We start from the raw sequence: 23,467 nt of genomic DNA on the forward strand, positions 1-23,467 counted from the left end.
TGGTTATAGCAATTCATTTAAATAACAAAGCTCAACAAAACCATAGTCAAAAAAATTCTGCTTTAATGCAGCCAAATTCTCTTTTTCAGTTTCACTATATTCCTTTGTATAATAAGCACGATACCCAGTCACGGAGTTACTCTCCGTTTGCTTGCCCAATAATTGATTAACACGATTTGCCACCGCAACACCAGGATCGACCAACTGAACCTGCCGTTCAAAACAACCTGCAATTTCCTCTTTTAACAATGGAAAATGAGTGCAACCGAGTACAATTACATCTGGTTTTTCACACAGCGTTAGCCACGGCTCAAATATTTTTTGTAAGTTGGCTTGATCAACCACTATGCCACGCAACTTTTGCTCTGCCATTTTGACCAAAGCGGTTGAGCCTATTTTCAATACAGTTAAATTGGGGGCAAATTCATCGATCAGTAATTTGGTATATTCTCGATTGATAGTTGCAGGTGTTGCAAGTAAACCAATCACCCATTTTTTGTTAACTGTGCTGCAGGTTTAATGGCAGGGACAACACCAACAATAGGAATAGTAAAATGCGCTCTTAATACTTGTAATGCGACAGTACTAGCAGAATTGCAAGCGATAACGATTAAATCAATAGCATGCTTTTCAACAACCGCTAATAACAGTTCAGTTAAGCGCTTAATGAGAAAATCATCCTCTAACTCACCATAGGGGAAGTAAGCATTGTCAAATAAGTAGAGGCAATCGACTTGGCTATTAAGACGTGTTATTTGTTCAAATATGGATAAACCACCAACACCTGAATCGAAAATTAAAATCTGTTTTGCTTGCTTCATGAAATTGCCACTATTTTACCCTGTGAAATAAATTATCTGAATTTATCTGGTCAACTTAGTATCGCTACTTTAAAATTCGCACATTATACAATAATTAAGAGGTTTAAATGAATCTGCAATTTGTCGATCCAGATAATTATGAACAGCAGTTAGCTGCCAAAGAAACACAATTTAACCATCAATTTGCAACATTCAAACTGCCTCCTCTAAGTCGTTCCCCTCTCCAGTCATCAATTACCGTATGCGTTCAGAATTTCGTGTCTGGCATGAAGGAGATGACCTTTTTTATATTATGTTCGACCAAGCAACTAAAGCGAAGATTAGAGTTGATCAATTCCCCCCAGCCAGCGCGCTAATAAATCAACTTATGCCACAATTAATTGCGGCACTAAAAAGCAATACGATATTACGCTACAAACTATTTCAAGTGGATTTTATCTCTAGCTTAAGTGGCCAAATCGTGATTAGCCTGCTATATCATAAACCGTTAGATGAACAGTGGGTAGCACAAGCAACACAACTTAAAACATCACTATCAGCGCATTTCGACATTAACGTTATTGGACGTGCTAAAAAGCAAAAAATTGTATTAAATCAAGACTATGTATTAGAAGAGTTAGAGGTTGATGGAGAAAAATTATGCTATCAACAAATCGAAAATAGCTTTACTCAACCGAATGCTCAAGTCGCGATAAAAATGCTGGAGTGGGCGATTGATTGCACCCGGAATAGTGAAGGTGATCTACTTGAACTATACTGCGGTAATGGCAATTTCTCACTTGCACTGGCAAAAAACTTTAACAAAGTGCTAGCAACCGAAATAGCTAAACCCTCTGTTCATTCTGCACAGTTCAATATTGCCAAAAATAACATTGATAATGTCACTATTATTCGCATGTCTGCTGAAGAGTTTACACAGGCTATTAATGGAGAGCGTGAGTTTAATCGTTTACAGGGTATTAATTTACAAGATTATCAATGCAATACCATTTTTGTCGATCCTCCTAGATCGGGTCTTGATGATGAAACGGTAAAAATGGTACAAAAGTATGACAATATTTTATATATCAGCTGCAACCCTGATACCTTATATAATAATTTGCTCGTATTTAATGAAACCCATGAAATTAAGCGTTTTGCGCTCTTTAATCAATTTCCATATACACACCATAGCGAAGCGGGTGTCTATCTAGTAAGACGCTAGCCTTTATTGGACTTTGATATAGGAGCCAATAATTGTCAGCGAATATTGCTTACTGATTATATCAAAGGCGTGGGCGACATTATCGTCGAGTTGATGGCCGTCCACATCAATAAAAAAGTGGTATTTTCCAAATTGGGACTTGGTCGGACGTGACATGATCGATGTTAAGTTTACTTTTTGCTGAGAAAATGCATTGACGATATTGCCCAATACACCCGGACAATCCTTATCATTTTTCACAACAACGGTGGTTTTATAATTGGCATCGAAAACACGTGCCTGCGCTTGATGGCTAATCACTAAAAAGCGTGTCTGATTATTCTCATAATTAGTCACATTTTCCTTCATCAAACAGTTACTATCAGCAAGTTCTAATGCATGCTTAGGAATAATAGCTCCAGCTCCTTGACCTTGCTGCTTAGCGCGCATTAACGACTCTATATTACTCTGTGTATTATGGATTTTAATATTTGCTAACTTATTAATAAACTCAGAGCACTGTCCATGCGCAACAAACTGTACATAAAATCTGTTAATTGCGAAAAATCTTTGCAATAACCAACAAAGGAGAATTGAATCGGTAATAGTAATTCAGCAATAACAATTAAATGCGTATCGATGAGGCGTTCTAAAACAACTTGTACATACCCTTCAGATAAGTTCTCAATCGGCAATACCCCACACTCACACTCTTTGCCAATGGCATCAAAGGTCTCACTTAGCGTCGGATAATATTGAATATCATAATGTTTATCTTGGCTACGCAAGTATTGCTGTGTGGCTAAATCTGAAAATGTTTCTTTAGGGCCAAGCGTTGCTATTTTAGGCATGAGCCACCGAACTATGGATAAGTAGGGAAAATAAAAAGGTGAGCTTATTGCTCACCTTAATTATATTAGTTAAATCATATGCGATTGTAATTTTTTAAGTGCATTTGCTTCAAGTTGACGCACACGCTCCGCGGATATTTCATAACGTGCAGCAAGATCATGTAGTGTTGCTTTAGAATCATCTAACCAACGGCTATTAATTATATCTTGGCTGCGCTCATCCAACATAGATAACGCGGCATAAAGCTTATTTTTTTGCGACTTTTCAGTGTACTCTTTCTCAACAACAACCGCGACATCAGCACTCTTATCTTCAAGGTATTGGACAGGAGAAAAATTACCGTCTTCATCATCGCTAGCACTTAAATCAAAGGATTGATCCTGTGCATTCAAACGAGATTCCATTTCTAATACATCTTTGGTACTAACATTCAAATTTTCTGCAACTGTTTCAACTTCATCTTGGCTTAACCAACCCAAACGTTTCTTTGCTTTGCGAAGATTAAAGAAGAGTTTACGTTGTGCTTTAGTGGTTGCTACTTTAACCACGCGCCAATTACGAATAACATATTCATGAATTTCAGCTTTTATCCAGTGCACAGCAAAGGAGACGAGACGAACGCCAATAGATGGGTCAAAACGTCTTACAGCTTTCATTAAGCCAATATTACCTTCTTGAATTAAATCAGCTTGAGGTAAGCCATACCCAGCATAACTTTTAGCAATATAAGCAACGAAGCGTAAATGAGACATGACTAATTTTTTAGCCGCATCCAAGTCCCCCTCATTAAATAAGCGTTCAGCCAACTCTTTTTCCTCTTCTGCACTAAGCATTGGAAACTGGTTAACCGATTGAACATAGGCGCCAATACTTCCCTGAGGAACTAAACTCATTGAATTTATTGTATTACTCATGTGTTTCCTTATTGATATATATAGCTAATATAACGATACCATTGCCGTGATAGAGCGTTAACGCAGTGATTATATAACCTCAATTTAGGATAAGCAAATCTATACCCATCTTAGGTCTGAAGCTTTATCAGGCGCTAACTAGCAAGCCTGACATTATGATACGTATTATTACGTAAAAAGCGCTTTAAATGACGAGAGAGCCAATATTCAGCTAATGTCTGATCTTTAATAATACTGCGGATATAGATATTGTTAATTTCTATATCGAGGTTGTCTACCACAGTAAATGTCGTATAGCCAATTACCACGCCATCTAAACGAATAATTAATAATTCACTGGCAATACCAATGTTGATTAATTCACAACGTTGCTCAATGGAGGTTTCATTGATTAGGGTCTGGCATAATGGCGAAAAAAGAGAGGTAGCGGTAATATCGATAATTTTGTTCATAAGAAGCCCAATACCAAATCCTATAGTTATCTACTCATTAATGCTGGTGAAAATGAATACTCGCTTGTAGTGAAACCCCGTTTCACTCTTGTTATTTATACCAAGAGGAGTAAATAGCTGATCTATTTTGCTGGTTAAAATAACTTACTTTTTTGTTGTAAGTTTCGTAAAGGGAGCACCATTTACGTCAACTCACGCCTCAAATTAAGCCATTTTTCCTGCGCAAAATTTAAATCACATATTTAATCCGATTGCTATTATTTTGCAATTAGAAGAATTAATTAGTGAAATCAATGTTCGCTCACATATTACAGGCAATAAAAAAGGAATCAAGCTTGATCTCTTTTTATTATTTACCAAAACTACGTTAGCAACAATCGCTTACTTAGGCTCTATTTTTACCAAATATTGTTTCACAGAAATAAAGGAAGCAATAAAGCCAAGGAAGGTAGAGACACCGATTAAAATAGCCACTTCTTCTATATTCATTGCTAAGATCTGGAAATCTACCTTATATAGGCCCATCAAGCTTCCAGCACTAGATTGTAACCATTGCACTAAGCCAAATGTTAATAACCAGGCAATGACGCCACCTAGGCAACCAACCAAGCGCCAACATACAAAAATGGACGTTGGATAAAGCTGTTTGTCGCCCCCACTAACTTCAATACTTCGATTTCAGCACGCTGATTTAAAATATTTAAACGAATCGTATTACTGATAATTAATAGAACCGATAGCAACAGCAACAATGCAATTGCAATGACAATATCCACGATAACAGATAAATCGCTTGTAACTTTTCTATCCAATCTATATCCACACGCACAAGGTCGATATCAGGCTCTCGTTGCAATTTGGCTACCAGTAATTTACTTGAAGCGATATTCATTGCATCGGGTGTAGGTACAATCACCAATACATCGGGTAATGGATTATCCTCTAAGTAATCAAGCGCCTTGGAAAAGCCAGACATCTCTTTGAACTCTTCTAATGCTTGATTAGAAGTGATATGAGTGACCGTTTCAATATCGCTATATAAACTTAACTTATTAATCAATACCTGAACACGCTGTTCTGATATATCTTTCTTTAAAAATAGACTAATTTCAGACGCTTTATCCCACTGATTCGTTACACGTTCTGTGTTTTTATAGATCACCTGAAATACACTAGGTAATGATAAGGCTACACCGAGCACTAAAATGGTCATTACCGTCGCAAAGGGGGTTTTCCATAACTCAGAAAAACTACTAAAAATTTGTTTAAAATTTTGCTGAAATCCAGATATCACACGTCCAAATAGTGACACCTTGTTGATACGAGGTGTTCCGGATAATGCATTGCTGTTTTCTTTTTGCTTAGCCATGACGTTCTCTCATTAATCCATCATTAATCATTTCCCCATCCTTTAGGGTCAATGTGCGATAACGCATTTTTGCGATCAAACCTAAGTCATGAGTGGCAATTAACACCGACATACCAAACTCATTCAAAGATTCAAATAAGCTTAAAATTTCTAAAGATAATTTAGGATCGAGATTACCTGTCGGTTCATCGGCAAGTAATAATGGCGGCTGATTGATTATCGCACGGGCGATACCAACACGTTGCTGCTCACCACCTGAAAGATGAATAGGTAAATAGTCCTCTTTCCCTAACAACCCCACTTTATCCAAAGCAACTAAACTACGGCGCTTTATTTCATAGGGGTTATACCCCTCAATTAACAGTGGCAAACCTACGTTTTCTAATACAGTTCGATTCATTAATAAACGGTGATCTTGAAAGATCATACCGATATGTCGGCGCATATAAGGGATGTCACTTCCTTTAATCGCACTAATATCATTACCATTTAAAAGAATACGCCCTGTACTTTGACGCTCCATCAAACTAATTAATCGTAACAGCGTACTTTTACCAGATCCTGAGTGCCCAGTTAAAAATGCCATTTCCCCCTTTTTTAGATGAAAATTGACATCTGACAGCGCGCTAAAATTCCCAGCGTAAACTTTGCTGACGTTTTCAAATACAATCATTATTTATTGTCACCTTATTCTGAATGTTCCTCATTCGAGAAAAGTGCATCGATAAACTCTTTGGCATTAAACTCCCTCAAATCATCAATCCCTTCACCAGTCCCGATGTAACGAATGGGTAAGTTAAATTTATCAGCAATCGAAAATATAATTCCCCCCTTTGCAGTACCATCTAGCTTTGTTAATGTAATTCCTGTTAAACCAACGGCTTGGTTAAATAATTGTACTTGGCTAACGGCGTTTTGCCCAGTACTAGCGTCAATCGTAAGCATAATTTCGTGAGGTGCACTGGAATCTTTCTTACGCATAATGCGAACAACTTTACTTAATTCATCCATTAAGTGGTTTTTATTCTGTAAACGACCCGCTGTATCCGCTATTAATATATCGACACCTCGAGCTTTAGCGGCATCCATCGCATCAAATAAAACGGAGGCACTATCAGCACCAGTTTGTTGAGCAATGACAGGAATATCATTACGCTCTCCCCACACTTGAAGTTGCTCAACCGCGGCAGCGCGGAAAGTATCCCCGGCTGCTAACATCACAGACTTGCCCTGCTGCTGATATTTTTTAGCCAATTTACCTATAGTGGTTGTTTTACCCACACCGTTTACACCCACCATCAAAATAACATAGGGAGACTTACTTTCATCAATGCATAATGGCTGTTCAACTTTTTGTAGAATATCGGATAGATCCTCTTTTAAGAGCGCATATAATGCTTCAGCATCTTTCAATTGCTTACGATTAGCATGTGAGGTTAAGTTATTAATAATTTTTAAGGTAGTATCAACGCCAATATCAGCAACAATTAGCTGCTCCTCTAGCTCTTCAAACAACTCATCATCTATTTTCTTACCTTTAAAAAGCGAAAAAAGCCCACTACCAATAGATAAACGCGTTTTCGTTAAGCTAGCTTTAAATCGAGCGAAGAAACCCAATGGCTTTTTCTCTTCTTTTACAACTTCTAACTTTTCAGCTTCTAACTTTTCAGCTTCTAACTTTTCAGCAGCTAACTTTTCAGCTTCTAACTTTTCAGCTTCTAACTTTTCAGCGGCTAACTTTTCAGCTTCTAACTTTTCAGCTTCTAACTTTTCAGCTTCTAACTGTTCAGCTTCTAACTTTTCAGCTTCTAACTTTTCAGCAGCTAACTGTTCAGCGGCTAACTTTTCAGCTTCTAACTTTTCAGCTTCTAACTTTTCAGCTTCTAACTTTTCAGCTTCTAACTTTTCAGCTTCTAACTTTTCAGCGGCTAACTGTTCAGCTTCTAACTTTTCAGCAGCAACTTTATCCGCTTGTCGCTTTTCGTTTTCTAAATCAACCGTTACATCTTCATCATCAAAAAGCGTTATTTCTATATTTTCATCTCTATTCTGTAATGCTTCTTGCTTCAATAATTCAAGTAACGCTTCTTTTTCACTTTTGATCTTTCTTTTGCGTCTCTTCTTGCGGAGTTTTTTTTCCAAACCAGGAAAACATACCTTTCTTCTTAGTCATTAATTAAAAACCTTACTAACATGCAATATGTGCTGCTAAAATAGCAACGATAAGCGTATCTTACCATTATATCCTTGGACTAAAAATTATATGGTTAACAATCGACACAATAAATTACATGAAAAAAGTAAAAAACTGATCAAAAGTGGATTTATTCGCATCATTGCGGGGAAATGGCGAGGTAAAAAATTACCGGTATTAGATAAAGAAGGGCTGCGTCCAACCACAGATCGCAATAAAGAGACACTCTTTAATTGGCTAATGCATGATATTCGAGATACAAACTGTTTAGATTGTTTCAGCGGTAGTGGCAGCTTAGCTTTCGAAGCATTATCTCGCTCTGCTCAACATGTCACACTGCTCGAACGCGATACACAGGCGGCATCACAATTACAGGTTAACTTACAAACATTACAAGCCAATAATGCACAGGTCATTGCAACGGATTCCCTGCATTTTTTAAATGCACAAGCACAGCACCCCTTCGATATTGTGTTTATTGACCCGCCATTTATGCAAGGTTTAGTAAAACCATGCTGTGAACTATTAACAAAAAACGGCTACTTATCAGATAACGCATTGATATATATAGAAACAGAGTCTAATTTATCAAGCAATCAATTACCTAGCCATTGGCAGTTAATCAAAGAGAAAAGTGCAGGGCAAGTGAGGTTCCAACTTTATCGAGCTTATACCAATCGGAATAAATAGCTGATCTATTTTACGGGTTAAAATAACTTACTTTTTTGTTGTAAGTTTCGCAAAGGGAACAACCATTTGCGTCAACTTACGCCTCAAATTAAGCCATTTTTCCTGCGCAAAATTTAAATCACATACTTAATCCGATTGGTATTAAAGCCTCACTATCCTAGTAGAACAAGGGAGGAGAACAATTGCTATTGTGGTCCTCGCCTTAACAAGACCCCGTCACAGCGATAAATCCCGCTTCTGTTTCAATGAATTTTCCTTTGCTAACGAGAAAATTAATAAGATCCTCAGCCGTAAGATTACTATCCATGCAGGTGTGAAACAGGCTATCGTCACCAAACTGCTCGGCAACGGCTATTTTTAAGGTCGATGTGGTGAAAAGTATTTCACTGTTCGAAACCGAATCAATGACCTGATGCCCATGAATTGATTGACTCATTGATTACTCCAATTAGATTAGATTGCCCCTAGAGTATAATCACAGTAATTAAGTCAAGTATTGATATTAAACAAAAAGCGAACGGTTTTCATATTCTAACAAAAAGCACTCCGAAGAGTGCTTTGATATTCATTAACTAGTTAATCACTTATGCATTTTTCATCCGGTTAGCAATACTTTCTGCCTGTGGACCAATAATAACTTGTAAATTATTTTCACCTAATTTGACAACGCCCATCGCACCTAAATTTTTCAATTCAGCTTCATTAATCAAGCTACAATCTTTTAGTGTTAGACGTAAACGAGTGATACAAGCATCAATAACAGTTAGGTTATCTAAACCGCCTAACGCTGCTACATAAGCTGTCGCAAGTTCACCAGCATCTTGACTTTTAGTTGTCGTTACTGCGTCAGCATCTGCGTCTTCACGACCGGGTGTTTTAAGGTTTAATCCTTTGATTAGCGCTACGAAAGTGAAGTAGTAAAGTGCAAAGAAAACAACACCTTGAACAAGTAGCATGTACCATTTAACAGCTAATGGATTTTGTGAAGATAGTACCATATCCACTAAACCTGCTGAGAAACCGAAACCTGCCATCCACTGCATTGATGCTGCGAAAAATACAGAGATCCCCGTTAAAAATGCATGTACAACATATAGCAGTGGCGCAACAAACATGAATGAAAATTCAAGAGGCTCAGTAACACCAGTGAAGAAAGAAGCTAAAGCCGCAGCGATCATAATTGATGCAACTTTTTCTTTGTTTTCTGGCTTTGCCGTCATGTAGATAGCAAGTGCAGCACCAGGAAGACCAAACATCATAATTGGGAAGAAACCAGCTTGGTACATACCGACAACACCAACCGCTTCTTTACCTTGCGCAGTAAATGCATCAATCGTTGTTTGACCGCCTAGGAAGTTCGGAATATCGTTAATACCCGCCACGTCAAACCAGAACACAGAGTTAAGTGCATGGTGTAGACCAACTGGAATTAATAAACGGTTAAAGAATGCGTAGATACCAGCACCGACATCACCTAAACCAGAGATAGTTTCACCAAAGTGTTGTAGACCTTCGAAGATCACAGGCCAGATAGCCATTAATACAAAAGATACACCGATCATAACCACAGATACCACGATAGGTACGAGACGACGACCAGAGAAGAATGCTAAGGCTTTGTGCAGCTCAACACTTGAAAAGCGGTTATACAACTCAGCAGAGATAATACCCACAAGGATACCCACAAACTGGTTATTGATTTTGCCAAATGATGCATGTGCATCCATGCCTGTAATTTGTTGAACCGCGCCAGGAGAGAGTAGTGTTGTAACAACTAACCAGCCCACTAAACCAGAAAGCGCAGCAGCACCATCTTTATCTTTAGACATACCATAAGCAACACCAACAGCAAATAGTAATGCCATGTTCTCAATAACAGCAGCACCAGCTTTAATCAAAAAGGCAGCAAGAGCAGAATCCCCCCCCCAACCATTTGGATCAATCCAGTAACCAATACCCATTAAAATTGCCGCAGCTGGCAGTACAGCAACTGGCACCATTAACGCACGACCTACCTTTTGGAAGTAACCTAGAATATTCACAACGAACTCTCCTTATTGATTAAACGTAAAGTGCTTAGAATTATTTCGCACTAATTATTAACAGTCAACTTTACGCTTGCAAATTAAGCTACAGTTGTAAAAATGACAAATCTTGCAACTAAGATTAAAGTTTTAATGGCATTTCGCAAATACAAAACGACTAAAACGCAATCGAAATCACTAAAAACTCGACTTTTTGATTTTTTTACTGGTAAAAAACACAAACTTATTTTACATTAAGAATTAAGTTATATTGGAAACATAATATATAATCTAACTTCGACAATAAATTAGGAGAATAGAATGCGCTTAATCCCTCTAAAAAAAAGTACTGATGTTGGTCTTTGGTCTGCTCGCCACATTGTAAATGCCATTAATAAATTTGCCCCGACGGCAGAAAAGCCATTCGTATTAGGCTTACCAACAGGGGGAACTCCGTTAGCTACCTATAAACGTCTAATTGAGATGCATAAAGCAGGTGAAGTTAGTTTTGCTAATGTCGTAACATTTAATATGGATGAATATGTCGGCATCGAACCATCACACCCAGAAAGCTACTATAGCTTTATGCATAACAACTTCTTTAATCATATTGATATCAAGCCAGAGAACATTAATCTATTAAATGGCCTCGCAGAAGATTTAGAGGCTGAATGTTTACGTTACGAAGAAAAAATAAAAAGCTACGGCAAAATAAATCTATTCATGGGTGGCATTGGTGAAGATGGTCACATCGCATTCAATGAACCAGGTTCATCATTAGCATCGCGTACCCGCATTAAAACCTTAACGCCACACACCAGACAAGTTAACTCTCGATTTTTCGACAATGACATTGATCAAGTGCCTAAATTAGCATTGACCATTGGTGTTGCAACGCTATTAGATGCCGCAGAGGTGCTTATTCTGGTATGTGGATTCAATAAAGCACAGGCCGTTGCCGCGGCCGTTGAAGGAAGTGTTAATCATCTTTGGACTGTTTCTGCTTTACAACTCCATGCTAAGGCGATTATTGCCTGTGATCAAGACGCCACCATGGAGCTAAAAGTCAAAACGCTTAAATACTTCAGTGAATTAGAAGTTGAGAATGTTAATAAATTATAATTTAAATTTTAATTAAAAAAGATTGAGGGAGATTTTACTATGTATGCATTAACCAACTGCACCATCTATACCACACAGGACGTGTTACATGACCACGCTATTGTTATAAATGGTGAGAAAATTGAAAAAATTATCCCCCTCTCTGAACTTAATAGCGATTATATAACCAAAGTTGACCTTAAAGGGGCAAATGTCAGCCCCGGATTCATTGACTTACAACTAAATGGCTGTGGTGGTGTCATGCTCAATGATCAAATAACTGAGCAAACTCTAGTAACAATGCAAGCGGCTAACTTAAAATCTGGTTGCACCAGTTATTTACCAACATTAATTACCTCATCCGATGAAGATATTAAAACAGCATTACAAGTTGCCCGCAGCTTTATGGATAAAACAAAAAATGAAGTGTTAGGTTTGCATCTTGAAGGACCATTTCTTAGCCTAGAAAAAAAAGGCATTCATCGTCCAGAATATATCCGTAAACCAGCTCAGGAGATGATAGATTTAATCTGTGCGAATGCCGATATCGTTGCCAAAGTCACCCTGGCACCAGAAAATACACCAGCAGAAATTGTTAAACAACTCACTGATGCTGGCATAGTCGTCTCTATCGGCCACAGTAACGCAACCTATCAAGAAGCAAAAATGGCGATTGATAATGGTGCCAGCTGTGCAACCCATTTATTCAATGCGATGAGTGCCATGAGTGGGCGAGAAGCGGGTATCGTTGGCGCGATTTATGATACAGCTATCTACGCGGGTATCATTGTCGATGGTTTCCATGTTGCCTATGAAAATGTACGTATTTCTAAAAAAATTCTGGGTGAAAAATTATTCTTAGTGACCGATGCCACCGCACCTGCTGGGGCGAACATTAGCGAATTCGATTTTGTCGGTACCACCGTTTACTATAAAGATGGCAAATGTTTCTCTAAAGATGGAACACTAGGCGGTTCAGCGGTAACCATGATAGAATCGATTGAGCAGTGTGTGAAACATGTCGGAATCTCATTGGAAGAAGCGATCCGCATGGCTACCCTATATCCAGCGAAGGCCATTTCTGCCGAACAAACCCTTGGTAGCATCGATGTAAATAAAGTTGCTAATTTAGCGATTTTTAACAATAACTATCAAGTGCTCGCAACTATCGTTAATGGTCATTTCGCAAGGAATGAATTGTAAATTTTTATCCTAGCCATTACATAACGTTGTGTAGTGGCTATCTAATCAATTGAAGTGAATATTAATGGAAGAATACACATCTAGCAATGAGTCCGTTATTGCTAACATTGATCATATAAAGCAAGTCAATTACGCTGCTATTTATAAGGTCATTGAAAAAAATGCCCCTATTTCACGTGTCGACGTCGCTAAAGTGAGCAAGCTTGCTCCTGCCAGTGTCACCAAAATAACACGCCAGCTGCTAGAGAATGGCTTACTGACCGAGACGGCTCGACAAGCTTCAACCGGCGGTCGACGCGCAATATCTTTAGAGCTAAATGCATCAGCGATTAATGTACTCGCAATTAAAATCGGTCGTAAACAGCTTTCCATTGGCCGTTATAACTTAGCCGGTGTGCAGCTGTTTAAAAAACAAGTACCTGTCATGGCAGAAAATGCCGAGCAACTGCTTGCCCAGCTTTTGTCTGAAATTGAATTGGTCATTGTCGATTGCACGCAACGAGATGAAAAAATATCCGCTATCACCCTAACACATGCAGGTCTGATAGACCCGATCAAAGGAGTAATACTCTACTCATCGCGCTATTCCCTAGAAAATATCTGTTTAGTCGAGCTCATTCAAACACGCTTTAATATTCCAGCTTATTTAGGTAATCACACGCGTTGCTTAGCCCTAGCGGAGCACTACTTTGGTGCCTCTCAGGATTGTAAAGACTCTATCTTAATTAGCATTCACCATGGTGTCGGTTCTGGCATTATTATGCAGGGTAAGCGGCTGCTGGGTGAAAAATATAACATCGGTGAAATTGGTCACATTCAGGTAAATCCCGCCGGGAAACAGTGTCACTGTGGTAACTTTGGTTGCCTAGAAACAGAAGTCAGTGATGATACTATTATAGAAAAAGTACAAGAGGCACTTAATCGAGGCGCCATCTCATCATTAAGCGTAGAGGAATTGAGTAGCGAGAATATATACCAAGCAGCTGCCGATGGCGATCCGCTCTGCCAAAAAATCGTCACCGATATGGTCAACTACCTCGGTAAAACCGTTGCTATTTTGATTAATATCCTTAATCCTGAAAAAATTATTATCTCAGGGAAAATTACCCTCTGTGGTAATTTACTCTTTTCAACCTTGCGCCAATCAATCAGTCAGCAAACCTTGCATGCTTTCCGTGAAAAACTGCAAATACTACCGACAGCATTAGCTGAGAATCCAACCATTGCCGCCTTTGCATTGGCAAAACAAGCCATTTATGAAGGGGATTTACTGCAGAAAATAAATAATAAATAATAAATAATAACGAGTAACATCAGATACCCGACTACAAATAGCAGTCGGGCATCAACGGAAAATATTAACCAATAACACTACCCAATTGGAAGATAGGCAGATACATCGCCACAATCAAACCACCAACGACCACACCTAACACCACCATGATCATCGGCTCTAATAGGCTTGTTAAAGCGTCAACGGCGTCATCAACTTGCTGCTCATAGATATCCGCCACTTTACTTAGCATGCCGTCAAGGTCACCGGATTCCTCACCAATCATCACCATTTGTGCAACCATATCAGGAAAAACAGTGGTCGTTTTCATCGCCACATTCATCTGCATCCCCGCCATTACCTCGGTACGAATATTGGTAATCGCACTACGATAAACATAGTTACCCGATGCCCCTGCGGCAGAAATTAAGGCATCCACTAACGGGATACCGGCAGAAAAGGTGGTCGATAGCGTGCGCGCAAAGCGGGCCACGGCGGCTTTATCTAAAATGGTGCTAATGACGGGAATTTTAAGCACGAATTTATCGGTATTATCGCGTACATTCTGCGAGGCGGCATGGGCGCGTTTAAATATAAAAATGGCCGCTATCACCGCCGCAGCGATAATGTACCAATAAGATTGTACTAAATCGGAGATGCCCAATACAAACAGGGTAAAGGCTGGATCGGCACCAAAACCGGTAAAAATATCTTGGAACTGCGGAATAACAAATAGTAGTAGCAACATCGTCACCACCCCTGCAACAGCCAATACCGCAGCAGGATAAAACATCGCCTTTTTAATTTTCGACTTCAGCGCTTCAGACTTCTCTTTATAGGTGGCAATACGATCATAAATCGCCTCTAAGGCACCCGACTCTTCACCAGCATCCACCAAATCGCAGTAGAGATCATCAAAATACTTAGGATGCGTACGCAGGGTTTTAGAGAGCGGTGTACCCGTCGCTACTTCCGTGGCAATGGAGGTCATCAGTTCCCGTAAGGACGCTTTTTCATTACTTTTAGCAATTAACTGTAGGCTCTGTACTAAGGGCACACCAGCACCTAGCATGGTCGCTATTTGTCGTGAAACAATGGCGATATCCATTGGCGATATTTTATTGCCAAAGGAGAAGAGATCTTTTGGTTTTTTGGTGATGCGGGTAACATTTACCCCCTGTTGACGCAGTTCCGCCTTGGCTTCCACTAACGAAGCACTTTGTATCTCGCCAGAGACTTTTCCGCCCTTGCGGTTAAACCCCTTCCATTTAAAGCTATGAATAACAACAGCTTGAGGTTTTTTAGGTGCAGCCATAATTCTTCCTTAAATTATAATTATTATGAACCTCCAACTGGGTCGGTGTTAAACGACGATGAGAGGAGCTGCCATCTTTTAAACAACAGCTTTTATTAACTGATTTAAAATGGCAATATTAGGTAACGCGGGTCACCTCTTTTAAACTGGTAATGCCTCTGATCGCCTGTTGCAGTGCCGATTGACGTAATGTATCCATCCCTTCAGCCTCGGCGACATTGGCGATTTGCATCGCATTACCTTCATTGAGGATGATGTGACTAATATTGTCGGACATCTGCATTACTTCATAAATACCCACACGTCCTTTATACCCATCTGTACATTTAGCGCAACCGACAGGTTTATAAAGTGTTATCCCTGCTGCAATTTGCTCATGATTAAAGCCGATCGTCTGTAACTCTTTGTCACTGTACTCATCTACCGCTTTACACTCAGGGCAGAGTCGACGCGCTAAACGTTGTGCGATAATCAGGGATACCGAAGAGGCGATGTTAAAGGCGGGAACGCCCATGTTTAACAAACGCGTTAAGGTTTCTGCTGCCGAGTTGGTATGCAATGTGGATAACACTAAATGGCCCGTTTGTGCGGCTTTAATGCCGATTTCGGCGGTCTCTAAATCTCGAATCTCACCGACCATCACGATATCAGGATCTTGACGTAAAAAAGAGCGCAGTGCTGAAGCAAAGGTCAGCCCTGCTTTATTATTGATCTGTACTTGGTTAATACCAGCAAGGTTGATCTCCACGGGATCTTCCGCTGTTGAGATATTACGCTCCACGGTATTGAGAATATTCAGTCCCGTATAGAGAGAAACGGTTTTACCACTGCCCGTTGGCCCAGTAATGAGGATCATCCCCTGCGGTTTTGACAGGGCATGTAAATATTTCGCCTTTTGTTCATCGCTGTAACCTAAACGGTCGATATCAAGGCTTGCAGCCGAGGAGTCTAAAATACGCATTACGATTTTTTCGCCCCACATGGTAGGTAGCGTACTAACACGCAGGTCAACATTACGTTTGCTCGATATTTTCAGCTTAATACGACCATCCTGGGGCAGACGGCGCTCGGCAATATCCAAACGCGACATCACCTTAAGGCGCGCCGAAAAACGGTTCGCTAAATTAACCGGTGGCGTAGCAACCTCATGTAAAATACCATCAACACGAAAACGGACGCGGTATTTTTTTTCATAGGGCTCAAAGTGTAAATCCGAGGCGCCCTTGCGCACCGCATCGAGCAGAATGCCATTAATATATTTAACGATCGGGGCATCATCTTCACTGTCGCCCTGCGCCTCGTCAAGGCGTGATTCACCTTCGTCAATTTCGATATCGTCGATATCGCCCATATCACCAAGGGAGGAGACATCATCCTCTAAGAGCTTTTCAATGGCTTTATTAAGGTAACTCTCTTCCACCAATAAGGCTTCGGTATGGATGGCAAAACTAAAGCCAAAATCTTCCAGAGCCGCGACGTTAGTCGGGTCGGACATGGCGATATAGAGGGTTTTCTGCTGCACATAGACGGGCAGCGCATGATGTTTCTCTATGAGTTTCTGATTAATAAACTTTTCTGGAATCTCATCGAGGTCCAGAGAGGCAGCGTCTAATAGAGGAATACCATATTCAGCTTCGCAGAACTGAGCCAGCTCAACACTAGAGATAAAATTATTTTCCACCAAATAGCTAACCAGTGCTTTTTTTTGACTAGCGGCAGCGGAGGTTATCTGTTGGAGTTTCGCAAAGGGGAGTAGACCGCGAGCGGCGAGGCTAGACGCCAAGCCGCTAATATGATGGGTTGCCATTAGGAATTAGCAGAAAGCACTATTACTACACACAAAACCCCAAGTAACCTGCCCTGAAGCTTGGCGAGTAGGTGTCCCTGTATAAGTAGCACTACCAAGTCCTTCACCAGCAACAGCTGTTGCTGTAATTACACCGTTTGTAGTTGTTACAGAAGTTACATAACCATATGCACCAAGTGCTGCAATATTGTACGTAGAACCAGATGCACCATCAGTACAGCCTGTAACAGTACTAAGCTCCATAGCGCACAGCTCTACTTGTGTTTTCAGACCAGTAACAGACTGCACTACTTCCGCAAATTTTGCTTTAGCTGTATAACTATTATAAGCAGGCAGTGCCACTGCTGCTAGAATACCGATAATCGCGATTACAATGAGTAGCTCGATTAATGTAAAACCTTGTTGTACTTTTTTCATTTTGTCATCCTTAATGTAATGTATTTTCATTTAACGTATTGCTTAAAATGTTAACTCTTTCCCTAGAGAAGTGGAGTAAATCGTTAAGCGATCTTGCGTTATTATGCTGTTTAACTATTTGTTAGTAGGTCTTGCAACCTAATTTGTAAAACAGCGCCTAGTTTACCTTAATGTTATAAACTTAACATATAAAAAAGTGTTTAAAATCTTTAATTTATATCAAGTTATGTGGGAAAAGTTAAGTAGCGCACAATTTACTGCTAATAAACGGTTAGCCACTTCACTTTGCGTTTTTCTATTCTCTCAGAACTATAGTCGTGGAACAAGCCCATAAACGGCAACTCTATGAGCAAGATCTAATAAAAATTTAGTTGAACGCCGCTTTTTTAAGCGAACTTTTCAATAGCACTACTTTGCACAAAAAAACAGAGCGGCTATAAATCGCCATAATAGCATAGCGAATTCAAACGCTTGCCCATTGAGAGAGCTCACCTTGCACAATTAACAAGCAAAAGGGAACGGATTAAAGGCGAAAATAGAGCGGCGATTAGCGACAGCAAAAGGGGGCAATAACGCACATAATGTTGCGACAAACACGCAACGATTGCGCGCACTTGTCGGCAATTCACCGACAAGTATAATATCGACCATTTAAAAAAGTGCTGAATTGATCCATAAGTGAGTAAAGATACTGGCGATATATCCTAAAGCAACAACGGGCGCCCATTTTAGGTGCACGGCAAAGGTATAGATACCACGCGCTTGCCCCATTAATGCGACACCAGCCGCGGAGCCAATAGAAAGCATACTGCCGCCCACACCTGCGGTTAATGTTACCAACAACCATTGTCCCGTGCTCATGTCTGGTTGCATACTTAACACCGCAAACATCACCGGAATATTATCCACGATTGCCGATAAAACCCCCACGGTAACGTTGGCATAGGTTGCATCCCAGTTGCTATACATAGCTTCGGAAATCATATGTAGATAACCAATAAATCCTAATCCACCAACACAAAGTACCACCCCGTAGAAAAATAGTAAGGTATCCCATTCCGCTCGGGCGACTTTATTAAAGATATCAAAGGGCGCACCATTACCTAAATCACGTAAACGTTCATGCTCCACCGTATCATCGGTTTTATGTATTGCACTTTTATAATAAGAGCTTTGTGTTTTACGTAAAAAGAAAGCAAAGAACTGTAACAGACCAAGACCTGTCATCATACCAAGCACGGGAGGCATACCAAGGAATGAATGGCCTAACACGGCAAAGGAGATGGTCACTAAAAATAGCGCCACGATACGCAGTGCACCGCGTTTGGTCTGTACCTGAATGCCATCACCTTGCGCAACATCCTTAGAGATAAAAAAGCTCATAATAATAGCGGGTACTAAAAAGTTAACCGCGGAAGGAATAAATAGTAAGAAGAAAGTACCGAATTGGACCATACCTTTTTGCCAAACCATTAATGTGGTGATATCACCAAAGGGGCTAAAGGCACCACCCGCATTCGCAGCAACAACAATGTTAATACAAGCAATGGCAATAAATTTTTTGTTTTCACCACCTACTTTCATGACAATAGCACACATCAGTAGTGCCGTTGTTAAATTATCGGCGATAGGCGAAATAAAGAATGCCAAGATACCCGTTAACCAAAAAATAAGGCGGAGCGTAAAGCCCTTATTAACCATCCAAGCGCGCAGGGCATCAAAAAGTTGACGTTCTTCCATGGCGTTAATATAGGTCATCGCCACTAATAAAAAGAAAAATAGCTCTGCGTATTCTAATAAATTATGACGAAAAGCGAGCTCGGCATCGTGGCTCATACCGTGTTGCGTATAATAATAACCAATCATTGCCCAAATGATACCCGCAGCAACTAGCACGGGTTTCGATTTACGCAGGTGGATCACATCTTCGAGCATCACTAAAACGTAGGCAATCGCAAAAAACAGTAATGCGGCATAACCAATGCTGTGTGACGTTAAGTCCATGGACTCTCCACTACTAGCCAACAGGCTCGGTGAAAAGAAAAGGCTAATAAGTGTCAGAAAAACACTTAAAGACTTAGTTTTAGATAACATTTCATTCATCCTTAAAGAAAGTAAAACAGTGCGAGTTAAAATTTTTTCGATATTAACATAGAAGATTGATTTTCAATACAATAAAAGAGGTTTTATCTATATGTGTTAATTGGTGCTGTTATTTCTCTCGCTTAACACTGAGATACGCAATGAGTTGCGCGAGTATAAAGCCACAAAGTAGACCAAGACAATTAGCCGCTAAATCTAACCACTCGCCATAACGATTGACATAGGGCTGGATTAATTCAATGGTGCCACTCGCTAGGATAAACAGCAGGGCTATCCAGCGCCAATATTTGGGCTTTCGTAGCGCCACCGGAAACATTAATGCCCCATAGGCGATAAAATGGTGTAGCTTATCCGTACCGGGCACATCGGGAAGCTGGCTGACGGGATACAGTGACAAAGTAATAATCACCGCTAATATCGACAATGAAATATATAACCAATAATCCCGCATTTTAGTGATTAATCTATTCATCAGTGATGCACTAAAAACTAATTGGTTTACGGGCTTTTTTACCCTCAACTTTTGTCGATTCGGTTTGCTCAACTGGCGCTTGTTGCCTTTGGCTTTCAACAGGTGCTTGTGTACCCATTTCATACTGTTCAATTTGCCCAACTAGCGCAATTTGAAAATATTGCTCATTAAAATAGATAACATCCCCTGCATACACTTTTTTACGTTTACGCGTTTCCACTTCACCATTTAAGTACACATAGCCGTCACTAATGACCTGTTTCGCTTCCCCTCCTCCAGAGACTAAATTCTCAAATTTCAATATTTTATAGAGTTCCGTTGGCTCCGCTTTTATCTCAATTAATGTCGCATAAATATCTTGCTCTGACATGTTACTCTCTTATCTCTGTTAACTCTGTTCGGTTAAACTATGATCCCAATCTTTCCAAACCACTTCATAGCCCTGCGCTTTGACTAATTCTGCCATAGTTTGCGCAGAACGCTCATCACTAATTGCGAATTGCTCTAACGCTTTTTCCGATTGCTCGGCATACCCCCCCGGTTGTGTGCTTGAACCTGCGCTTAAGGAGGTGATCCCGAGCGGCAAGACGTGATTTCTAAAGTGTTGCGATTCCCGTGTCGATAAGGATAACTCGACTTCGGGATTAAACAAACGATAGGCACAAATAAGTTGTACTAACTGTTTATCACTCATCACCGATTTAATTTCCATGCCGCCCGTGCACGGACGCAAGCGAGGAAAAGAGATGGTATAACGGGATTGCCAATATTGTTTCTCAAGATAGCTTAAATGGGCAGCCACATAAAAACAGTCGGTACGCCACTCTTCCAAACCAATTAGGCTACCTAACCCCATTTTATGAACGCCCGCTTTACCTAAACGATCATGGGTATCTAAACGATAATTAAAATCGGCTTTTTTCCCCTTTAGATGGTGCTCAGCATAGGTCACAGGATTATAGGTTTCTTGGTAGACTAACACTGAATCGACTCCATATTGAATCAACTCACTGTACTCCTCTTGCTGCAATGGCTGTACTTCAATGGTGATATGTGAAAAATATCGCTTGATGATAGGCAATGCCTGTTTGAAATAATCAATGCCTACCTTACGCTCCGACTCCCCCGTCACCAATAGAATATGCGCAAAGCCCATTTTTTTAATTGCGATGCATTCGCGTTCAATTTCCTCCATATCAAGCGTTTTGCGACGAATTGCATTATGCATGGAAAAGCCGCAATAGGTGCAGATGTTGCTGCACATATTAGAGAGATATAAAGGAATATAGAACTGCTGCGTTTTACCAAAGCGCTGTTGGGTTAATTGCTGTGATTTTTGCGCCATCTGCTCCAAATAGGGTTCAGCAGCGGGGCTTATCAAGGCTTTAAAATCCTCTAAATCTAAACGCGCTTTACTTAATGCACGCTGCACATCGGCAGCGTTTTTTGCATAAATAGAGAGGCGCACATCATCCCATTGATACGCTTTTATTTTTTCACTAAAGGTCACAGGCTTGCCTCAAGAAACGCAGTTAATGGACTCGAAGCTTGCGCATAGTGGCTCTGCCCCCCTAATCCCGCAAGATAAGCTTGACGCCCTGCTTGCACCGCTTTAGCAAAGGCTTCGCTCATGGCAACCGGATCATGCGCAACGGCAATGGCGGTGTTAACTAATACGGCATCAGCGCCCATTTCCATCGCCAAAGAGGCGTGTGAAGGGCTACCTAACCCTGCATCAACAATCACTGGAATAGTTGCCTGCTCGATAATAATCTGCAAAAAATCTGCGGTTTTAATCCCTTTATTAGAGCCAATCGGTGCGCCCAACGGCATCACGGCGGCACAACCGACCGCCTCTAAATGTTTACACAACACGGGGTCAGCATGCACATAGGGTAGCACTACAAAACCATCTAGCGCCAAGGCTTCCGCCGCTTTTAATGTCTCGATGGGATCGGGTAATAAATATTTAGGATCGGGATGAATCTCTAACTTCACCCAATTGGTTTGCAGTGCTTGGCGTGCCAGTTGCGCGGCAAAGACAGCCTCTTTGGCATTACGCGCCCCCGATGTGTTGGGTAGTAGCTGCATACCATTTTTAATCAATGGCGCGAGAATATCATCATCTTTGTGCTGCATATCCACACGTTTCAATGCCATAGTAACCAGTTGTGATTGTGATGCCCGTAAGGCATTGATCATGGTTTGCTGGTCATTAAATTTCCCCGTTCCAGTGAATAAGCGCGAGGTAAATGTTTTATCGCCAATGGTTAATTGGTCATTAACCAACATCTCTTTAAATAACATGCGATTAGCCCCCTGCGATTGCTTGAAAGAGAGAGATTTGATCACCTTCATTTAAACCGAATTGTGACCATGAACCGCGACTGATAACGCGCTGATTAACCGCCACTGCACTGCCATTGAGCGGTTTTTCTAATAATGTTAATAACGCATTGATATTACAATTTTCAGCAACTTCAATTGGTTGCTCATTGACAAATATTTTCATCTAACTTTTCCCACAGACGCGACATTGAGGATCTTTATTGATCACAAAGGTTTGCCAATCGAGGCTTTTCGCATCAAATAATTTCAATTTATTTTTAATACCAGAAGGCAAACCAAGGAAATGTTTAATCGCTTCCAGCGCTTGCAAGGTGCCAATAGTGCCAACAACGGGGCCTAACACACCAGAATTACTACAGTTGAGTTGCGCTTCTTCACTAGAGGGAAAAAGACAATGGTAACAAGCAGCGTCATCGTGGCGATGGTCAAAAAACATTAACTGTCCTTCAAGGCGGATCGCAGCCCCGACGATTAACGGTACTTTCGCCTCTACACAGGCAGCGTTGATGATCTGCCTTGTCGCCATGTTATCGCTACAATCGAGCACCAGATCCACCATCATTAACTCCATCGCTAATTGCTCTGCGGTCATTTTTTGCTTAATGGTGCGCACTCGAATTTGTGAATTTAAGTGCTGCAATCGCTGTTTAGTAACAACCACTTTTTCAGCATTAATATCACTCTCTTGATAGCTTATTTGCCGTTGCAAATTACTCATTTCGATATGATCAAAATCATTTAACACTAAATGACCAATCCCAGCAGCAGCGAGATAGAGTGCAGCGGGTGTCCCTAGTCCACCCAGACCAATAATCAACACCTTAGCGTTTTTTAGCTTCTGCTGACCAACGTCTCCCACTTCCTGTAACAATAAATGGCGGCTATAACGGATCGTTTCTGCATCAGATAACATATTCTGCTCCAATCA

General features: G+C 40.5%; 28 protein-coding genes and 2 pseudogenes. 6 read left to right on the forward strand and 24 right to left on the reverse strand.

Going from position 1 to position 23,467, the window contains the following annotated elements; all coding sequences use genetic code 11:
* Nucleotides 1-3: 3 nt before the first annotated feature.
* Both AB1A03_RS05200 and AB1A03_RS05205 read right to left on the reverse strand, forming a co-directional pair.
* A complete protein-coding gene (locus AB1A03_RS05200; protein WP_354623539.1) occupies nucleotides 4-489 on the reverse strand; it encodes an aspartate/glutamate racemase family protein in 486 nt (161 codons plus the stop codon).
* Nucleotides 486-821, reverse strand: coding sequence for an aspartate/glutamate racemase family protein (locus tag AB1A03_RS05205; RefSeq protein WP_354623540.1), 336 nt, complete (start codon nucleotides 819-821; stop codon nucleotides 486-488). Before AB1A03_RS05205 ends, AB1A03_RS05200 begins: the two co-directional genes overlap by 4 nt.
* A 107-nt stretch (nucleotides 822-928) precedes the next feature.
* Here AB1A03_RS05205 and trmA point away from each other — a divergent pair.
* A pseudogene (gene trmA, locus AB1A03_RS05210) lies at nucleotides 929-2,025 on the forward strand (tRNA (uridine(54)-C5)-methyltransferase TrmA).
* A gap of 3 nt (nucleotides 2,026-2,028) precedes the next feature.
* Here trmA and AB1A03_RS17330 read toward each other — a convergent pair.
* The 9 genes and pseudogenes from AB1A03_RS17330 to ftsY all read right to left on the reverse strand — a co-directional run bounded on the left by AB1A03_RS17330 (nucleotide 2,029) and on the right by ftsY (nucleotide 7,208).
* Nucleotides 2,029-2,373, reverse strand: coding sequence for an ACT domain-containing protein (locus AB1A03_RS17330; protein ID WP_502945927.1), 345 nt, complete (start codon nucleotides 2,371-2,373; stop codon nucleotides 2,029-2,031).
* A pseudogene (locus AB1A03_RS05220) lies at nucleotides 2,371-2,855 on the reverse strand (prephenate dehydratase domain-containing protein); the annotation flags it as partial. The gene AB1A03_RS17330 and the pseudogene AB1A03_RS05220, both read right to left, overlap by 3 nt.
* 69 nt (nucleotides 2,856-2,924) lie before the next feature.
* Entirely contained in the window at nucleotides 2,925-3,770 is an 846-nt protein-coding gene (gene rpoH / locus AB1A03_RS05225; RefSeq protein ID WP_354623543.1) for an RNA polymerase sigma factor RpoH, read from the reverse strand.
* A gap of 134 nt (nucleotides 3,771-3,904) precedes the next feature.
* Nucleotides 3,905-4,222: a hypothetical protein gene (locus AB1A03_RS05230; RefSeq protein ID WP_354623544.1), complete on the reverse strand. Its 318-nt coding sequence runs from the start codon at nucleotides 4,220-4,222 to the stop codon at nucleotides 3,905-3,907.
* A gap of 381 nt (nucleotides 4,223-4,603) precedes the next feature.
* Nucleotides 4,604-4,831, reverse strand: a complete 228-nt coding sequence (locus tag AB1A03_RS05235; RefSeq protein ID WP_354623545.1) for a cell division FtsX domain-containing protein — start codon at nucleotides 4,829-4,831, stop codon at nucleotides 4,604-4,606.
* On the reverse strand, nucleotides 4,816-4,998 hold the full coding sequence (locus AB1A03_RS05240) for a cell division protein FtsX (RefSeq protein WP_354623546.1): 183 nt from the start codon (nucleotides 4,996-4,998) through the stop codon (nucleotides 4,816-4,818). Before AB1A03_RS05240 ends, AB1A03_RS05235 begins: the two co-directional genes overlap by 16 nt.
* The gene (locus AB1A03_RS05245) at nucleotides 4,947-5,591 is read right to left on the reverse strand and encodes a cell division protein FtsX (RefSeq protein WP_354623547.1); all 645 of its coding nucleotides are present in this window, start codon (nucleotides 5,589-5,591) and stop codon (nucleotides 4,947-4,949) included. Before AB1A03_RS05245 ends, AB1A03_RS05240 begins: the two co-directional genes overlap by 52 nt.
* On the reverse strand, nucleotides 5,584-6,264 hold the full coding sequence (gene ftsE, locus AB1A03_RS05250; protein ID WP_354623548.1) for a cell division ATP-binding protein FtsE: 681 nt from the start codon (nucleotides 6,262-6,264) through the stop codon (nucleotides 5,584-5,586). The genes AB1A03_RS05245 and ftsE overlap by 8 nt, the downstream gene beginning before the upstream one ends.
* Before the next feature lie 14 nt (nucleotides 6,265-6,278).
* Nucleotides 6,279-7,208, reverse strand: a complete 930-nt coding sequence (ftsY, locus tag AB1A03_RS05255; protein ID WP_354623672.1) for a signal recognition particle-docking protein FtsY — start codon at nucleotides 7,206-7,208, stop codon at nucleotides 6,279-6,281.
* Between ftsY and AB1A03_RS05260 the strand changes: the two genes are divergently transcribed.
* Together AB1A03_RS05260 and rsmD are read left to right on the forward strand one after the other, a co-directional pair.
* Entirely contained in the window at nucleotides 7,156-7,767 is a 612-nt protein-coding gene (locus AB1A03_RS05260) for a pentapeptide repeat-containing protein (RefSeq protein ID WP_354623673.1), read from the forward strand. The two genes, ftsY and AB1A03_RS05260, sit on opposite strands and share 53 nt — an antisense overlap.
* Before the next feature lie 87 nt (nucleotides 7,768-7,854).
* Entirely contained in the window at nucleotides 7,855-8,475 is a 621-nt protein-coding gene (rsmD, locus tag AB1A03_RS05265) for a 16S rRNA (guanine(966)-N(2))-methyltransferase RsmD (RefSeq protein ID WP_354623550.1), read from the forward strand.
* A gap of 202 nt (nucleotides 8,476-8,677) precedes the next feature.
* On the opposite strand, the gene AB1A03_RS05270 is transcribed toward rsmD, so the two are convergent.
* Nucleotides 8,678-8,911: a YecH family metal-binding protein gene (locus AB1A03_RS05270; protein WP_354623551.1), complete on the reverse strand. Its 234-nt coding sequence runs from the start codon at nucleotides 8,909-8,911 to the stop codon at nucleotides 8,678-8,680.
* A gap of 148 nt (nucleotides 8,912-9,059) precedes the next feature.
* Complete coding sequence (gene nagE, locus AB1A03_RS05275) at nucleotides 9,060-10,517, reverse strand: N-acetylglucosamine-specific PTS transporter subunit IIBC (RefSeq protein WP_354623552.1); 1,458 nt, start codon at nucleotides 10,515-10,517, stop codon at nucleotides 9,060-9,062.
* A gap of 303 nt (nucleotides 10,518-10,820) precedes the next feature.
* Here nagE and nagB point away from each other — a divergent pair, with 303 nt between their 5' ends.
* From nagB to AB1A03_RS05290, 3 genes are all read left to right on the forward strand, one after another.
* The gene (gene nagB, locus AB1A03_RS05280; RefSeq protein WP_354623553.1) at nucleotides 10,821-11,621 is read left to right on the forward strand and encodes a glucosamine-6-phosphate deaminase; all 801 of its coding nucleotides are present in this window, start codon (nucleotides 10,821-10,823) and stop codon (nucleotides 11,619-11,621) included.
* Between the two features lie 39 nt (nucleotides 11,622-11,660).
* Nucleotides 11,661-12,803, forward strand: a complete 1,143-nt coding sequence (nagA, locus tag AB1A03_RS05285; RefSeq protein ID WP_354623555.1) for an N-acetylglucosamine-6-phosphate deacetylase — start codon at nucleotides 11,661-11,663, stop codon at nucleotides 12,801-12,803.
* A gap of 64 nt (nucleotides 12,804-12,867) precedes the next feature.
* Entirely contained in the window at nucleotides 12,868-14,097 is a 1,230-nt protein-coding gene (locus AB1A03_RS05290; protein WP_354623556.1) for an ROK family protein, read from the forward strand.
* A 64-nt stretch (nucleotides 14,098-14,161) separates the two neighbouring features.
* On the opposite strand, the gene AB1A03_RS05295 is transcribed toward AB1A03_RS05290, so the two are convergent.
* The 11 genes from AB1A03_RS05295 to AB1A03_RS05345 form a co-directional block, all read right to left on the reverse strand.
* Nucleotides 14,162-15,391, reverse strand: coding sequence for a type II secretion system F family protein (locus tag AB1A03_RS05295; RefSeq protein ID WP_354623557.1), 1,230 nt, complete (start codon nucleotides 15,389-15,391; stop codon nucleotides 14,162-14,164).
* Between the two features lie 118 nt (nucleotides 15,392-15,509).
* The gene (pilB, locus tag AB1A03_RS05300; protein WP_354623558.1) at nucleotides 15,510-17,198 is read right to left on the reverse strand and encodes a type IV-A pilus assembly ATPase PilB; all 1,689 of its coding nucleotides are present in this window, start codon (nucleotides 17,196-17,198) and stop codon (nucleotides 15,510-15,512) included.
* Between the two features lie 6 nt (nucleotides 17,199-17,204).
* A complete protein-coding gene (locus AB1A03_RS05305; RefSeq protein WP_354623559.1) occupies nucleotides 17,205-17,615 on the reverse strand; it encodes a pilin in 411 nt (136 codons plus the stop codon).
* A 501-nt stretch (nucleotides 17,616-18,116) separates the two neighbouring features.
* Nucleotides 18,117-18,266: a hypothetical protein gene (locus AB1A03_RS05310; protein ID WP_354623560.1), complete on the reverse strand. Its 150-nt coding sequence runs from the start codon at nucleotides 18,264-18,266 to the stop codon at nucleotides 18,117-18,119.
* Entirely contained in the window at nucleotides 18,267-19,709 is a 1,443-nt protein-coding gene (gene nhaD / locus AB1A03_RS05315; protein WP_354623561.1) for a sodium:proton antiporter NhaD, read from the reverse strand.
* 118 nt (nucleotides 19,710-19,827) lie between these two features.
* Complete coding sequence (locus AB1A03_RS05320) at nucleotides 19,828-20,190, reverse strand: VanZ family protein (protein WP_354623562.1); 363 nt, start codon at nucleotides 20,188-20,190, stop codon at nucleotides 19,828-19,830.
* A gap of 10 nt (nucleotides 20,191-20,200) precedes the next feature.
* Nucleotides 20,201-20,560 (reverse strand): RNA-binding S4 domain-containing protein, encoded by a 360-nt coding sequence (locus AB1A03_RS05325; protein ID WP_354623563.1) that lies wholly within the window; start codon nucleotides 20,558-20,560, stop codon nucleotides 20,201-20,203.
* Nucleotides 20,561-20,578: 18 nt separating this feature from the next.
* Complete coding sequence (gene thiH / locus AB1A03_RS05330; protein WP_354623564.1) at nucleotides 20,579-21,700, reverse strand: 2-iminoacetate synthase ThiH; 1,122 nt, start codon at nucleotides 21,698-21,700, stop codon at nucleotides 20,579-20,581.
* Entirely contained in the window at nucleotides 21,697-22,497 is an 801-nt protein-coding gene (locus tag AB1A03_RS05335; RefSeq protein ID WP_354623565.1) for a thiazole synthase, read from the reverse strand. The genes thiH and AB1A03_RS05335 overlap by 4 nt, the downstream gene beginning before the upstream one ends.
* 4 nt (nucleotides 22,498-22,501) lie before the next feature.
* A complete protein-coding gene (gene thiS, locus AB1A03_RS05340) occupies nucleotides 22,502-22,702 on the reverse strand; it encodes a sulfur carrier protein ThiS (RefSeq protein WP_354623567.1) in 201 nt (66 codons plus the stop codon).
* Nucleotides 22,703-23,452, reverse strand: coding sequence for a HesA/MoeB/ThiF family protein (locus tag AB1A03_RS05345; protein WP_354623568.1), 750 nt, complete (start codon nucleotides 23,450-23,452; stop codon nucleotides 22,703-22,705).
* Nucleotides 23,453-23,467: the final 15 nt, after the last annotated feature.

It is taken from the genome of Psychromonas sp. MME2, from assembly GCF_040566515.1.
Taxonomy (GTDB): domain Bacteria; phylum Pseudomonadota; class Gammaproteobacteria; order Enterobacterales; family Psychromonadaceae; genus Psychromonas.

Bases quoted from the DNA above. Each gene is read 5' to 3' on its own strand.
- AB1A03_RS05230 (WP_354623544.1), bottom strand. From the start codon at position 4,222: ATGAACAAAATTATCGATATTACCGCTACCTCTCTTTTTTCGCCATTA.
- AB1A03_RS05320 (WP_354623562.1), bottom strand. From the start codon at position 20,190: ATGAATAGATTAATCACTAAAATGCGGGATTATTGGTTATATATTTCA.
- AB1A03_RS05325 (WP_354623563.1), bottom strand. From the start codon at position 20,560: ATGTCAGAGCAAGATATTTATGCGACATTAATTGAGATAAAAGCGGAG.
- nagB (WP_354623553.1), top strand. From the start codon at position 10,821: ATGCGCTTAATCCCTCTAAAAAAAAGTACTGATGTTGGTCTTTGGTCT.
- AB1A03_RS05305 (WP_354623559.1), bottom strand. From the start codon at position 17,615: ATGAAAAAAGTACAACAAGGTTTTACATTAATCGAGCTACTCATTGTA.
- AB1A03_RS05290 (WP_354623556.1), top strand. From the start codon at position 12,868: ATGGAAGAATACACATCTAGCAATGAGTCCGTTATTGCTAACATTGAT.
- AB1A03_RS05270 (WP_354623551.1), bottom strand. From the start codon at position 8,911: ATGAGTCAATCAATTCATGGGCATCAGGTCATTGATTCGGTTTCGAAC.
- AB1A03_RS17330 (WP_502945927.1), bottom strand. From the start codon at position 2,373: ATGAAGGAAAATGTGACTAATTATGAGAATAATCAGACACGCTTTTTA.
- AB1A03_RS05245 (WP_354623547.1), bottom strand. From the start codon at position 5,591: ATGGCTAAGCAAAAAGAAAACAGCAATGCATTATCCGGAACACCTCGT.
- AB1A03_RS05205 (WP_354623540.1), bottom strand. From the start codon at position 821: ATGAAGCAAGCAAAACAGATTTTAATTTTCGATTCAGGTGTTGGTGGT.
- AB1A03_RS05295 (WP_354623557.1), bottom strand. From the start codon at position 15,391: ATGGCTGCACCTAAAAAACCTCAAGCTGTTGTTATTCATAGCTTTAAA.
- nhaD (WP_354623561.1), bottom strand. From the start codon at position 19,709: ATGTTATCTAAAACTAAGTCTTTAAGTGTTTTTCTGACACTTATTAGC.
- thiS (WP_354623567.1), bottom strand. From the start codon at position 22,702: ATGAAAATATTTGTCAATGAGCAACCAATTGAAGTTGCTGAAAATTGT.
- rsmD (WP_354623550.1), top strand. From the start codon at position 7,855: ATGGTTAACAATCGACACAATAAATTACATGAAAAAAGTAAAAAACTG.
- pilB (WP_354623558.1), bottom strand. From the start codon at position 17,198: ATGGCAACCCATCATATTAGCGGCTTGGCGTCTAGCCTCGCCGCTCGC.
- nagA (WP_354623555.1), top strand. From the start codon at position 11,661: ATGTATGCATTAACCAACTGCACCATCTATACCACACAGGACGTGTTA.
- AB1A03_RS05335 (WP_354623565.1), bottom strand. From the start codon at position 22,497: ATGTTATTTAAAGAGATGTTGGTTAATGACCAATTAACCATTGGCGAT.
- rpoH (WP_354623543.1), bottom strand. From the start codon at position 3,770: ATGAGTAATACAATAAATTCAATGAGTTTAGTTCCTCAGGGAAGTATT.
- AB1A03_RS05345 (WP_354623568.1), bottom strand. From the start codon at position 23,452: ATGTTATCTGATGCAGAAACGATCCGTTATAGCCGCCATTTATTGTTA.
- AB1A03_RS05310 (WP_354623560.1), bottom strand. From the start codon at position 18,266: ATGGTCGATATTATACTTGTCGGTGAATTGCCGACAAGTGCGCGCAAT.
- ftsE (WP_354623548.1), bottom strand. From the start codon at position 6,264: ATGATTGTATTTGAAAACGTCAGCAAAGTTTACGCTGGGAATTTTAGC.